Annotated in this window: 14 protein-coding genes and 1 pseudogene; 2 read left to right on the top strand and 13 right to left on the bottom strand. The window is 70.8% G+C overall.

Annotated elements, in window-relative coordinates; all coding sequences use genetic code 11:
• Positions 1-32: 32 nt before the first annotated feature.
• Both ACFY10_RS23345 and ACFY10_RS23340 read right to left on the bottom strand, forming a co-directional pair.
• A pseudogene (locus ACFY10_RS23345) lies at positions 33-437 on the bottom strand (DUF2267 domain-containing protein); the annotation flags it as partial.
• A gap of 94 nt (positions 438-531) precedes the next feature.
• Positions 532-963, bottom strand: a complete 432-nt coding sequence (locus tag ACFY10_RS23340; RefSeq protein ID WP_381784674.1) for an Hsp20/alpha crystallin family protein — start codon at positions 961-963, stop codon at positions 532-534.
• 127 nt (positions 964-1,090) lie between these two features.
• Here ACFY10_RS23340 and ACFY10_RS23335 point away from each other — a divergent pair, with 127 nt between their 5' ends.
• On the top strand, positions 1,091-1,774 hold the full coding sequence (locus ACFY10_RS23335) for a type III effector protein (protein ID WP_390667080.1): 684 nt from the start codon (positions 1,091-1,093) through the stop codon (positions 1,772-1,774).
• Here the strand turns inward: ACFY10_RS23335 and ACFY10_RS23330 are convergent, their stop codons facing one another.
• The 4 genes from ACFY10_RS23330 to ACFY10_RS23315 all read right to left on the bottom strand — a co-directional run bounded on the left by ACFY10_RS23330 (position 1,775) and on the right by ACFY10_RS23315 (position 4,852).
• On the bottom strand, positions 1,775-1,945 hold the full coding sequence (locus tag ACFY10_RS23330) for a hypothetical protein (RefSeq protein ID WP_390667079.1): 171 nt from the start codon (positions 1,943-1,945) through the stop codon (positions 1,775-1,777).
• Positions 1,946-2,059: 114 nt separating this feature from the next.
• Complete coding sequence (locus ACFY10_RS23325; RefSeq protein WP_390667078.1) at positions 2,060-2,320, bottom strand: transposase; 261 nt, start codon at positions 2,318-2,320, stop codon at positions 2,060-2,062.
• A 228-nt stretch (positions 2,321-2,548) separates the two neighbouring features.
• Positions 2,549-3,334, bottom strand: coding sequence for an indole-3-glycerol phosphate synthase TrpC (trpC, locus tag ACFY10_RS23320; protein WP_390667077.1), 786 nt, complete (start codon positions 3,332-3,334; stop codon positions 2,549-2,551).
• Positions 3,335-3,535: 201 nt separating this feature from the next.
• Positions 3,536-4,852 (bottom strand): ferric reductase-like transmembrane domain-containing protein, encoded by a 1,317-nt coding sequence (locus ACFY10_RS23315; RefSeq protein WP_390667076.1) that lies wholly within the window; start codon positions 4,850-4,852, stop codon positions 3,536-3,538.
• Between the two features lie 364 nt (positions 4,853-5,216).
• On the opposite strand from ACFY10_RS23315, the gene ACFY10_RS23310 reads away from it, so the two are divergent.
• Positions 5,217-6,323: a ricin-type beta-trefoil lectin domain protein gene (locus tag ACFY10_RS23310; protein WP_390667075.1), complete on the top strand. Its 1,107-nt coding sequence runs from the start codon at positions 5,217-5,219 to the stop codon at positions 6,321-6,323.
• Between the two features lie 66 nt (positions 6,324-6,389).
• Here ACFY10_RS23310 and ACFY10_RS23305 read toward each other — a convergent pair whose 3' ends face one another.
• From ACFY10_RS23305 to ACFY10_RS23275, 7 genes are read right to left on the bottom strand one after another with little or no spacing between them, the layout of a single operon-like run.
• Positions 6,390-7,112: a FadR/GntR family transcriptional regulator gene (locus tag ACFY10_RS23305; RefSeq protein WP_390667074.1), complete on the bottom strand. Its 723-nt coding sequence runs from the start codon at positions 7,110-7,112 to the stop codon at positions 6,390-6,392.
• Positions 7,103-8,116 (bottom strand): aldo/keto reductase, encoded by a 1,014-nt coding sequence (locus tag ACFY10_RS23300; RefSeq protein ID WP_390667073.1) that lies wholly within the window; start codon positions 8,114-8,116, stop codon positions 7,103-7,105. Before ACFY10_RS23300 ends, ACFY10_RS23305 begins: the two co-directional genes overlap by 10 nt.
• A gap of 36 nt (positions 8,117-8,152) precedes the next feature.
• Positions 8,153-9,190 (bottom strand): sugar kinase, encoded by a 1,038-nt coding sequence (locus tag ACFY10_RS23295; RefSeq protein WP_390667072.1) that lies wholly within the window; start codon positions 9,188-9,190, stop codon positions 8,153-8,155.
• Positions 9,187-9,819, bottom strand: coding sequence for a bifunctional 4-hydroxy-2-oxoglutarate aldolase/2-dehydro-3-deoxy-phosphogluconate aldolase (locus tag ACFY10_RS23290; protein ID WP_390667071.1), 633 nt, complete (start codon positions 9,817-9,819; stop codon positions 9,187-9,189). Before ACFY10_RS23290 ends, ACFY10_RS23295 begins: the two co-directional genes overlap by 4 nt.
• Positions 9,816-10,577: an SDR family oxidoreductase gene (locus ACFY10_RS23285; RefSeq protein ID WP_390667070.1), complete on the bottom strand. Its 762-nt coding sequence runs from the start codon at positions 10,575-10,577 to the stop codon at positions 9,816-9,818. The genes ACFY10_RS23290 and ACFY10_RS23285 overlap by 4 nt, the downstream gene beginning before the upstream one ends.
• Positions 10,574-11,617: a zinc-binding dehydrogenase gene (locus ACFY10_RS23280; protein WP_390667069.1), complete on the bottom strand. Its 1,044-nt coding sequence runs from the start codon at positions 11,615-11,617 to the stop codon at positions 10,574-10,576. The genes ACFY10_RS23285 and ACFY10_RS23280 overlap by 4 nt, the downstream gene beginning before the upstream one ends.
• The gene (locus ACFY10_RS23275) at positions 11,614-12,051 is read right to left on the bottom strand and encodes an RbsD/FucU domain-containing protein (RefSeq protein WP_390667068.1); all 438 of its coding nucleotides are present in this window, start codon (positions 12,049-12,051) and stop codon (positions 11,614-11,616) included. The genes ACFY10_RS23280 and ACFY10_RS23275 overlap by 4 nt, the downstream gene beginning before the upstream one ends.
• Between the last annotated feature and the right edge of the window lie 2 nt (positions 12,052-12,053).

Below are 12,053 nucleotides of genomic sequence, written 5' to 3'. Positions count from 1 at the left end.
ACCGGTGTGCGGTCACCGGGCGTGGGTGGTGAGGTGTGCTGGGGGCGGTCGAAGAGGAGGTCGTAGCCCGCGGGGAGCTGGAGCAGGATCTCCTTGAGGAGGCCGTCCCCGACGGCGTCGGCGACCGTGGACAGGACGGCGCTGACGTCCCAGGCCGCGGTCTGTTCGGTCGCGCCTTCGATCCAGGCCGCGGTCGCGCGCACGAATCGCTCCGGGGGCAGCGGCTCGGCGCTCTGCAGCGGGTTGAACAGGATCAGGGCGAAGTCTTCCGACAGACGCGCCGCCAACTGGGCGCGTACTTCGCCGACCAGGTGTGCGCCCAGCAGAGCGAGCACCACGCGGGCCGCACGGTCGGCTTCCTGCAGGGTGTCGTACTCGCCGCGTTCCTTCACATGGTCGAGGAATGCATCCCGTCGCACAGTCGCGTCGATCGTCACCCTTCCTCGGGCCACGGGGGCGTGGAGGACAGGCCCCTGGGGGGAGAGATCAGGTACCCGTCCTCCGCCGCTGTTCAGCCCTCGTCCGTCCGGCTCAGCCGGAGATCTCCTTGCGGCCGGATCCGACGCCGATGGCGATCTTGCGGGGCTTGGCGCGCTCGGCGATCGGGATGCGCAGGGTGAGCACGCCTGCGTCGTAGTCGGCCTGGATGTGCTCGGTGTCCAGCGTGTCGGCGAGCACGATCTGGCGGGAGAAGACGCCCAGCGGCCGCTCCGACAGTTCCATCTGCACGTCGTCGGCCTTCGTCGCGGGCCGGCGCTCGGCCTTGACGGTCAGCATGTTGCGTTCGACGTCGATGTCGATCGCGTCCGCGCTGACGCCGGGGATGTCGAAGGCCACCACGTACTGATCGCCCTCGCGGTAGGCGTCCATCGGCATCGGGGACGGCCTGGACCAGGTGCCCGGTCCCATCAGCTGCTGGGCGAGCCGGTCCAGCTCACGGAAGGGGTCGGTGCGCATCAACATCGGAAAACACCTCCAGGAAGGTTCGGCAGTTGCTGCCAATGCGCTTCACTCAAACCGTTGTAACATGTCATCCAATGGATGACAAGCATGGTGTCGTCCAAAGGATGACTAGCCGAGTGAGGTGCCCATGACCCCGGCCGACCAGCCGATACCGTCCAGCGCCGACACACCAAGCCCGGCCTCGTTCCTTGCCGCCGCAGCAGCCCTTCAGGCCATAGACGATGCCCTGCAGGCCGCCCGCGAAGAGGACTCCGGGACCCCCGACACCCAGGATGTCGCCCCGGAGCAGGCCCTGGCCTCCCTCCTGCTGCTGCGACAGGTACGCGAGCACCTCGCCGGATGGGAAACCGGCCTGATCGAAACCGCCCGCCACGCGGGTGCCAGCTGGGCCGACCTCGCCCACCCCCTCGGCGTCGCCAGCCGCCAGGCCGCCGAACGCCGCTACCTGCGCGGCCGCCCCGGCCCCGCCGGAACCACCGGCGAACAACGGGTCCAGGCCACCCGCGAACGCCGCGCCGCCGAACGCACCACCGCAACCTGGGCCCGCCGCAACGCCGCCGACCTGCGCCGCATCGCCGGCCAGATCACCGCCCTCACCGACCTGCCCACCGCAGCCCGCAACCCGCTCAGCCAGCTCCACGCGGCTCTCGCCCACGACGACCCCGCCGCCCTCATCCACCCCCTCAACGCCACCCGCCCCCACCTCACCCCCGACCACCCCGACCTCGCTGCCCAGCTCGATGCCCTCACGAACCCCACCACGAACCCGGCGGCCTCTCACCTGAACCGGGATGCGGGACCGACCGTGTGATCAGGCGGCTTCTGGCATGACATAGCCGTGGACGACGTCGCGCCGTTCTGCGAGACGGGCCTCGCGGCGGGTCAGCCGCCGGGCCATGAGTGTGATGGCGGCCCACGTGATCAGGGACTCACTCATCTCGGGCAGGCGTTCGTGGTCACGGCAGTGCCGACGGGCCGTCATGATCCATTCCCAACCCCGTTCCACTGCCCACCTGCGCGGGAGGACGACGAAGCCCCTCGCTTCCGGCGGGCGCCGGACCGTCTTGATGGTGATGTCGAGGTACTTCTTCGCCCACTACACCAGCCCGTTCTTGGCGTAGGCGGAGTCGGCCCAGACGATGGCGAACTCCGCGTGAAGCAGAGCGAGGCGGAACAGCAACTCCCGTGCCACGAGGGAGTCCTGGGCTACGGCGGGAGTGACCATGACCAGCAGGACGAGGCTGCGAGGGTCACAGCCCATGTGCCGCTTCCGACCGCTGATCAACTTCCCGCCGTCCCACCCGCGAGTGGCCTTGCCGACGGTCTCGGACGCCTTGACGTACTGAGAGTCCTGCACGACAGCGACACCGTCGTGACCCTCGGCCTGACCACCCTCACCGTCGTCCACGAGCCGTCATCGCCATCTGCCGCACCTGGCACAAGACGAGCAGCCCCAACCGGCACCCCCAGGTCGCCGCCACACCGCGCGGGCGGACACCGCGCGGCCTGACACCTCAACCGGCTGAAATCCGCTTCCCGTCCCGCGCGCTCCCCGCCCGGTACTCCGACCACTGTCGGAGCACCGCTACGCCCCGGCCGTCTCGATGAACTCGCGCACGGCGGTGCGCGGGTCCCCCGAGCGGACCAGCGCCTCGCCGACCAATACCACGTCGGCTCCCCAACCACGGTACTCCGCTACGTCCTTCGGGCCCGTCACCCCCGATTCCGCGACCCTGACCGTGCCTTCCGGGATGGCCGTCACGAGGTCGGCGAACACACTGCGGTCCACGTCCAGGGTTGTCAGGTCCCGCGCGTTGATGCCGAGGAGCTCGGCTCCCGCAGCGACAGCGCGCCGCACTTCGTCGGCCGTGTGCGCCTCCACCAGCGGCGTGAGACCCAACTCCTTGCACAGCCCCATCAGGTCGGCGAGCTGACCGTCGTCCAGGGACACGACCATGAGAAGCGCAAGATCGGCGCCGTGCGCGCGGGCCTCCCACAGCTGATAGGGGTCGACGATGAAATCCTTGCGCAGGACGGGCACATCGACCCGGGCACGTACGGCGTCCAGATCGGCGAGGGAGCCGCCGAAACGCCGACGCTCGGTGAGCACGCTGATCGCAGCGGCGCCGCCGGCCGCGTACTGGGCCGCCAGGGATGCGGGGTCGGGGATGTCTGCCAGCGACCCCTTGCTGGGGCTCTTTCGCTTGACCTCGGCGATGATGGACACTCCGGGCGCCCGGAAGCCGGGCAGCGGGTCGAGTGCGGGTGCCGCGTCGGCCGCCCGGGAGCGCAGCTCCGCCAACGGCGTCGCGCGCTTGCGCTCTTCCAAGTCCTCGCGAACTCCCTCAAGGATCCCGTCAAGAACGCTCATCGTCATCTCCCTGTCGAATCGTCTGCAGCTGCGGACGTCCCCCGGCTCGAGTGAGGCCGTGCATCACCCACGTCCAAGTGGTGCTCGAAGAAGGTTATTCGGATCGATCATGGCGTGCGTACCGGCCCGCCACGGGATGCGGAAGGTGAACTTCTCGCAGATGGTCCGGAAAAGTGTGCCGGATACCGCCACAGGCGGGGCTCAGGCCAGGCCGAACCGCTCGGCGTGCACTTGCCGGTCGGGAACCTCCAGGCTGCGCAGGGCGCCGAGCACGGCCGAGGTCATCGCGGGCGGGCCGCAGACGTACACGTCGCGTTCGGTCACGTCGGGAACCAGGGCACGCAGACTGTCCGGCTCGAACGGCGAGTTTCCCTCCCCCGTGCGGCCGGTGAGCAGGTGCAGCGTCCCACCGCGGTCCGCGACCAGGGTTCGTACCTCGTCGACCAGCACGGCGTCGCTCTCGCTGCGCGCCCGGTAGAGCACAACGACGTCGCCGGCCGATTCCTCCTCCAGCAAGGCTCGAACCGGCGTGATGCCCACCCCTCCGGCGATCAGCAGTGCACCAGGCCGCGTTCGGTGCAACGAGGTGAACGCCCCGTACGGTCCCTCGACGAAGGCGCGGCTGCCGACCGGGATGTGCCGCAGGCCGGCGCTGGTGCTGCCGACCGCCTTGGCGGTCAGGCGCAACGTGCGGCCGTCGGGTGCCGCCGACAGCGAGAACGGATTCGCCTGGAACCAGTGGTTGTGCCCGGGGAACCGCCAGATGCAGAACTGACCGGCCCGCGCCGGCAGCCTGTCGAGATGGCGGCCGGTGACGTGCACCGACACCACGTCGTCCGACTCCGGGACCACTGCGGCGACTTCGAACCGGTGGTAAGCGTTGCGCCACAGGGGCATGACGATCCGGCCCGCGACCAGGGCACCGAACGCGAACAGCCACAGGGCCCACCAGTAGGCTTTCGCGGGCGCAGAAGAGCTGAAGGTCGTGGTCTCCTGCAACTGGTGGACGAACGACAGCCCCAACGCCACGTACAGCAGCAGGTGCAGGCCCTGCCAGGTCTCGTACCGCAGCCGCCGCCTCACATACCGGGCAGAGACCGCGGCGACCACGACGACGATCGCCGCGGCCCCCATCCCGAGGAGAGAGGCCGGCACTCCGGCCAGCGAGAAGAACGTCTTTGTCATCGAGTCGCCACTGAGCCTGGCAAAGCCGAGCACCACCAGGGCGGCGTGGGTGAGGATGGTCCACAACAGGGTGAAACCGACCCACCGGTGCCACACCGTCAGCCGGTCCATGCCGATGCGGCGGTCGAGCCACGGCAGCCGAGCCACCAGCAGCAGCTGGAACAGCATCAGCACGGCGGCGTGCAGGCCGAAGAACTTGGCGACCGTGAGCACCCCGTTCTGGCCGGTCCCGGCGGCGAGGAACAAGACCTCGACGATCGCCAGGTTGGCGATGACGAACGTCCACAGCGCCCACCGCGCCGCAACGACCGGAGGTATGGCGCGTTGCCGCACCTGTGAAATCGTCGCCTCCACCGCTTCCCCTCTTGTCCATGTGGCGTACTCGCATCCGGCACGGCGGCCGTCGCTGCGTACGCTGAGTGATTAAGGCCTTAATCACAAGCCTTCACAGGGCTGTTGAGGTTCACATCCACGTCCACGGACCGGGCCCTGTCCGGCAGGGGCGAACGCCGGCAACAGACATGGGATGTTAATCGGGTCCGCCCTCTATTACTGACCCCTTGGCCCCTGGTATCCATTCATTCATGGGATGTTCCAGCCGGGGATCGTGGTATCCAAACGGGTGCGCTTGCGAGGCCGGTTCGGACCGACCCGCTCGGTACAGGACTCAGCAACCACCCGCAGAAAAGGACGCCGTATGAGAAAGCCTTGGGCTTTACCTCTGATCACGCTTGTCGCCGCCGCGCTCGGGGTGACAACGGCAGGTGTCACCCCTGCCTCCGCCGCCTCGAACACGCCCTTGCGGGTCATGCCGTTGGGCGACTCCATCACCTGGGGTGTGGGAAGCAGTACGGGCAACGGCTACCGGGGGCCGTTGTGGAACCAGCTTGCGGCGGACGGCCATCCGCTGGACTTCGTCGGCACGCTGCGGGGCGGTTCGATGTCCGACCCCGACAACGAAGGCCACTCCGGATACAAGATCCACCAGATCGCCGCACTCGCCGACGCCTCGCTGACCCGCTACCGGCCCAACGTCGTGACGCTGCACATCGGCACCAACGACCTCAACGAGAGCTACCAGGTCTCCACCGCCACCGCCCGGCTGAGGTCGCTGGTCGACCAGGTCACCGCCGCCGCCCCCGACGCAACCGTCCTCGTGGCCTCCCTGGTCGTGTCCACCAGCGGCTCGGAGGAGCAGTACCGTGCCGCGTACAACCAGGCCATCCCCCAGATCGTGAGGGACGAGCAGGCCGCGGGCAAGCACGTCGCATACGTCGACATGAGCAGCCTGACCACCGCCGATCTGGCCGACACCCTGCATCCCAACGACTCGGGCTACCAGAAGATGGCCGACGCCTTCCATCGCGGCATCCAGGCCGCGGACAGCGCAGGGTGGTTGAGGAACCCCGCCCCCGCGGCCGCACGCGTGCAGTCCGGCATCGCCGGTAAGTGCCTGGACGTCAACGGCGCCAACACCGCCGACGGAACCGCCGTCCAGACGTGGAGCTGCGGCGACGGCGCCAACCAGCTCTGGTCCGCCTACACCGACGGCACGCTGCGCTCGATGGGCAAGTGCCTCGACGCCGCCGGCTGGGGCACCGCCAACGGCACGAAGATGCAGCTCTGGGCCTGCAACGGCGGCGCCAACCAGGTCTGGCAGCCCTACAACGGCGGCTACCGCAACCCCGCCTCCGGCCGCTGCCTCGACGTTCCGAACTCCTCCACGGCCGACGGCACGCAGCTCCACCTGTGGGACTGCAACGGCGGCGCCAATCAGAAGTGGACCACTCCGACCGCAGGATGACCCCCGCTCCCGGGACCTCAGCCTTTCCCCGAGCTCCGGTCCGGGGAGAACATAGGCGCCCGCCCGTCACTTCCCCGCTGTCGTCCCGAAGGGGAGGGGTGCGCCCGAGCGCAGGTGTTCCCTCAGCCACTGCTCGGTGTTGCTCACGTGCAGCAGTGCCGCAGCCTGGCTGAGGGTGGCGTCACGGGTGGACAGGGCGTTGAAGATCGCCTCGTGCTCGGCGAGGGTGCGGCCCGCGGCCTTGTCGTCGACCAGACCGCGCCAGATGCGGGCGCGCAGGGTGCGGCCGGAGATCCCTTCCAGGAGGGTGAGGAGGGTTTCGTTGCCCGTGGCCGAGACGACGGCGCGATGGAAGGCCGCGTCATGGGCGTTGAGCCGTTCGACATCGTCGCGGGCCTCGCGCATGGCGTCCAGGTGCCGCTTCACCTCGGCCAGTTGCTCATCAGAAATCCGCGTGGCGGCAAGGGCCGTGGCCATGGGTTCGAGGAGCCGCCGTACCTCCATGAGGTCCTGCAGGGCGACCGAGTCGCCCTGCAGCAGCTCCACCGCACCGCCGAGCCCCTCCAGGAGCAGGCTCGGCTGCAGGCTGGTCACATACGTGCCGTCACCCCGCCGCACCTCCAGGACCCGCGCGACGGCCAGCGCCTTGACCGCCTCGCGGGCGAGGTTGCGGGACAGGCCCAGCTGAGCGGCCAGGTCCGGCTCCGGTGGGAGTTTCGAGCCCGGAGGCAGGGCACCGGTCCGGATCAGCTCACGGATCTGCTCGATGGCCTTGTCCGTCAGAGACACCGCACATCCCTCCCTCCACCGTGCCCCGCGAGCACGTCCGACCTGATCAGCCCCTGCGCGCTCAGATCGTCCCAGAGGCCGTCCGGGACGTGCTGATCATGGAGTTCCACGTTTCGTCCGACCTGCTGCGGAGTCCGCATGCCGAGGGTGACGTTGATGATACTGGGATGGGTGTACGGGAAGGCGATCGCGGCGGCGGGCAGGCTGGTCCCGTGCGCCGCGCAGACCTCGGCGATCGCCCGGGCACGGGCGACCAGAGCCGGCGGGGCGTCCCGGTAGTCGTACTTCATGCCCTCGGCGGGCCGGTCGCGGGAGAGCAGCCCCGAGTTGAACACGCCCACCGCCACCACGCTCCCGCCCAGTTCCTGCGCGGCGGGCAGGACGTCGTCCAGCGCCGACTGGTCCAGGAGCGTGTAGCGCCCGGCCAGCATCACCACGTCGGCGGCCGTCTCACGCAGGAAGCGGGCGAGCATCGCCGACTGGTTCATGCCGGCGCCGATCGCACCGATCACACCCTGGTCGCGCAGGTCGGCGAGCGCGGGCATGGCCTCCTCCGCGGCCTGCTGCCAGTGGTCGTCGGGGTCGTGCAGGTAGACGATGTCCAGCCGGTCCAGGCCGGTGCGCTGCAGCGTGTCCTCGATGGAGCGGAGTACGCCGTCGCGGCTGAAGTCCCACTGCCGGCGCAGGTCGTCGCGTACCACGAAGCCGTCGGTGTCGACGCCACGTGGCTCCTCGTTGGGCACCAGCAGCCTGCCCACCTTGGAGGAGATGACGTACTCGGCACGCGGGCGGTCCTTGAGGGCGGCGCCCAGGCGTCGTTCGGAGAGGCCGAGGCCGTAGTGCGGTGCGGTGTCGAAATACCGCAGGCCGGCCTCCCAGGCCGCCTCGACGGCGGCAGTCGCGTCCTCGACCGGGGTGACGCGGTACAGGTTGCCGATCACGGAGGCCCCGAAGCCGAGCTCGGTGAGTGAGACGGACGTGTTCTGGATCTTCCGCTGGTGCAAGACGTGCTCCTGGGATACGGCCGACGGGGGCGTCGGTCAGCGTCTGACGTGGGCCGATCCGCCCGCGATGAGCGCCTCGACCTCGGCGAGCGAGGCCATGGACACGTCTCCGGGCGTGGTCATGGTGAGCGCGCCGTGGGCGGTGCCGTAGGCCAGGGCGCGCTCCAGGCCGGCGTCGGCGAGCAGGCCGTGGATCAGGCCGGCGGCGAAGGCGTCGCCGGAGCCGATGCGGTCCAGGACCTGCAGGCCGGGCATCCGAGGACCGGGGATGAAGCCGGTTTCGGCGGACCAGGCGGCCGAGGACCAGTCGTTGACGCCGGCCGACGGTACGCCGCGCAGGGTCGTCGCCAGTACTTTCGCCGCCGGCAGCAGGCCGGCCACCTCGGCGATGGCGTCCGCCACTTCGTCGTCCCCGACGCGCGCCTGTCCCGGGTACGTCCCGGCCAGACCCAGGGCGCCCACGATGACGTCGGCGTGCCGGGCGAGCCGCAGGTCGACCTCGCGGGCCCGTTCCGGTCCCCCGCGGCCGGCCCAGAGGCTGGGGCGGTGGTTGGGGTCGTAGGAGACGGTGACACCGTGGCGGCGAGCCGCGGCCATGGCCTCGTCGGCGACGTCGACGGTGGTGTCGGACAGGCCGGCGAAGATGCCGCCCGTGTGGAACCAGCGCACCCCCGCCGAGAACACCGCGTCCCAGTCCACGTCCCCCTTGCGCAGCTGGGAGACGGCGGTGTGCGCGCGATCGCTGACGCCCAGCGCGCCGCGGATGCCGAAGCCGCGCTCGACGAAATTGAGACCGTTGCGGGCGGTGCGGCCGATGCCGTCGTCCGGTACCCAGCGAATCAGCGACGTGTCGACACCGCCCTGCAGGATCAGGTCCTCGACGAGCCGGCCCACCGCGTTGTCGGCGAGCGCGGTCACGACGGCTGTCCGCAGGCCGAAGCAGCGCCGCAGTCCGCGTACCACGTTGTACTCACCGCCGCCCTCCCAGACCTGGAAGGAGCGGGCGGTGCTGATCCGCCCGTCCCCCGGGTCGAAACGCAGCATCACCTCACCAAGGGCCACCACATCGCTCACGGCGTACCCACCTCCACGGCCTCGGCGGTCAGTCGGCGGATCTCCGCGTAGTCGCCCCGCTCGAGGTGATCCGCGGTGGCCATCCAGCTGCCGCCGACGGCAAGGACCGCCGGGTCGGCGAGGTAGCCGGCCATGCGGGAGGCGTCGATTCCGCCGGTCGGCACGAAACGCACGCCCGGGAACGGCGCCGCCAGCGCGCGCAGCGTCCGCAGGCCGCCGAGCGCCTCGGCGGGGAAGAGCTTGACGGTGTCCAGGCCCGCCTTCAGGGCGCGCATCAGCTCGGTGGCGGTGGCGATCCCGGGCACCACGGGCACCCCCAACTCCCGGCACCTGGCGACGACTTCCTCGTCGAAGCCGGGAGCGACCACGAAGCGGGCCCCGGCCGCCACGGCCCGTTCCGCCTGTTCGGGCGTGAGGACCGTGCCGGCGCCGACGGTGAGCCCGCCGTGGGCGGCCATCGTCTTGAGCACCGTCTCGGCGCCGGGGGTGCGGAAGGTGACCTCGGCGCACCGGGCGCCACCCGCCGCGAGCGCGTCGGCCAGCGGGCCTGCGGTCGCGGTGGACGGCACGGTCAGCACCGGCATGATGCGGGCGCCGGCCAGCACGGCGGCCAGGTCGGTGCCGGTCATCGGCCCAGCCATCCGCCGTCGACGGGCAGCACGACGCCGTGGACGTAGGCGGCGGCGTCCGAGGCCAGGAACACCGTCGCGCCCGCCAGGTCGTCGGCGTCGCCCCAGCGACCGGCCGGGATACGGTCCAGGATCGCTTTGCTGCGTACCGGGTCGTCCTGCAGGGCCTGGGTGTTGTCGGTGGCGATGTAGCCCGGCGCAAGCGCGTTGACGTTCACCCCGCGCGGCGCCCACTCGTTGGCCAGCGCCTTGGTCAGACCCGCGATGCCGTGCTTGGCGGCGGTATAGCCGGGCACCGTGATGCCGCCCTGGAAACTGAGCAGCGACGCCGTGAAAATCACCTTCCCCCGGCCGCGGGCCACCATCGCCGCGCCGACCGCCCGGGTCAGCGCGAACTGCGCACCCAGGTTGACCTGGAGCACCAACTCCCAGTCCGCGTCCGAGTGTTCGGCGGCCGGGGCGCGGCGGATCGTGCCCGCGTTGTTGACCAGGATGTCCACCGGGCGTTCGCGTCCGGCGAGGTCCGCGCCCAGCGCTCGTACCGCCTCCGGGTCGGCGAAGTCGGCGCGGATCGCCTCGAAGCTGCGGCCCGCGGCGAGGACGTCCTTCTCGACCGCGCTGCCGGACTCCTCCAGGCTGGCGCTGACGCCGATGACGTCCGCGCCGGCCCCGGCCAGCGCGCGGGCCATGGCCCGGCCGATGCCCCGCCGCGCCCCGGTGACCACGGCGAGCTTTCCCGTCAAGTCGAAGGCGGTCATGCGTCGGCTCCCTGGGTGTCGTCGGTGCAGTCCACGAGGATCTTCATCACGTCGCCGCCGCTCTCCAGGGCCTCGAAGGCTGCGGGCGCCTCGGTGAGCGGCACGACCTTGCTGATCAGCCGCTCGGCCGGGACCGTGCCGTCCGCCACCAGGGCCACCGCCCGCTCGAAGTCCGAGCGGTCGTACAACCGCGCGCCTACCAGGGTCAGTTCACGCCAGAAGAAGCGGTGCAGGTTCACTTCGCGGGGGCGGGGGTGGATCGCCACCAGGCACAACCGGCCGCGTACGCCCAGGACGTCGACGGCGGTGTCCACGCCGGCCGCCGCGCCGGACACCTCGAAGGCGACGTCCGCGCCCGCATCCTGCGTCCACTCGCCGACCAGGGCGCCGATGTCGTCCGCGGCCGGGTCCCAGACGGTCAGCCCCAACTCCTCGGCCAGCAGACGGCGGTGGGCGCTCAGCTCCACCACACGGACCTCGGCCCCGGCGGCCCGCGCGACCAGCGCGATCAGCACGCCGACCGGACCGCCACCGACCACCACGACCTTCTCGCCCGCACGCACGGCGGCGCGGCCCACGTCGTGCACGGCGACCGCGGTCGGCTCGACGAGCGCGGCCCGGTCCAGAGCGAGCGACTCCGGCAGCCGGATCAGCGTCGAGGCGGGCACCGTCCAGCGCTGCTGCATCGCACCCGGAGAGTCGATACCGATGAAGTCGAGGTGCTGGCAGATGTGTTGATGGCCCGCGCGGCAGGCCGGGCAGGTGTCGTCCCAGCGCAGCGGCATCACGGTGACCGCGTCACCGGGCTGCCAGCCCTCCACGCCCGGCCCGACCCGCACCACGCGGCCGGACATCTCGTGTCCCAGGACGGCCGGCGCATCGACCCGGGCGTCCATGTCGCCGTGGAAGATGTGCAGATCGGTGCCGCAGATCCCCACGTAGGCGGGAGCCAGTTCCACCTCACCCGGACCGGGCGGCACACCGATCGCGGGAGCCGTGTCCAGGGAGCGGGCGGAAACGTAACGGACGGCAAGAGTCATCGTGAGCTCAGGGTCCCTTCAGCGCGGACGCCGTTGGTCAGCAGCAGGTTGGCGTAGGTACGGGTGTCGGCGGTGACGATCGCCAGCGCCAGGTCGGGCGAGCGGGCGGCGTCGTAGAACTCGAAGCGGCCGAGCGTGTCGACCGGGAGGGGCGCCAGCATCGAGCGGTACTCGGCGATGGCGGGCGGCTCCGGTTCGCCCTCGGGCGGCACCATGACGTGGGCCGCCTCGACGGGCAGGGCACGCAGCAGGACGTCGAGCACGGTGGTGACGTCGAGCAGGCCAGGGGCCAGGTTGAGGTGGACGGTCCGGGCGCGCTCGCCGGTGGCGGTGCTCGCGGGGTAGTGGCCGTCGGCGAGCAGGACACGGGATCCGTGACCCGCTCCGGCCAGGGATTCGAGGATCCCGGGGTGCAGCAGTTCCGTCAGGAGCACGG

The organism is Streptomyces sp. NPDC001401 (genome assembly GCF_042895385.1).
Lineage (GTDB): Bacteria > Actinomycetota > Actinomycetes > Streptomycetales > Streptomycetaceae > Streptomyces.
The sequence above is the reverse complement of the archived record's forward strand: the minus strand, read 5'-3'. Positions and strand labels throughout refer to the sequence as shown.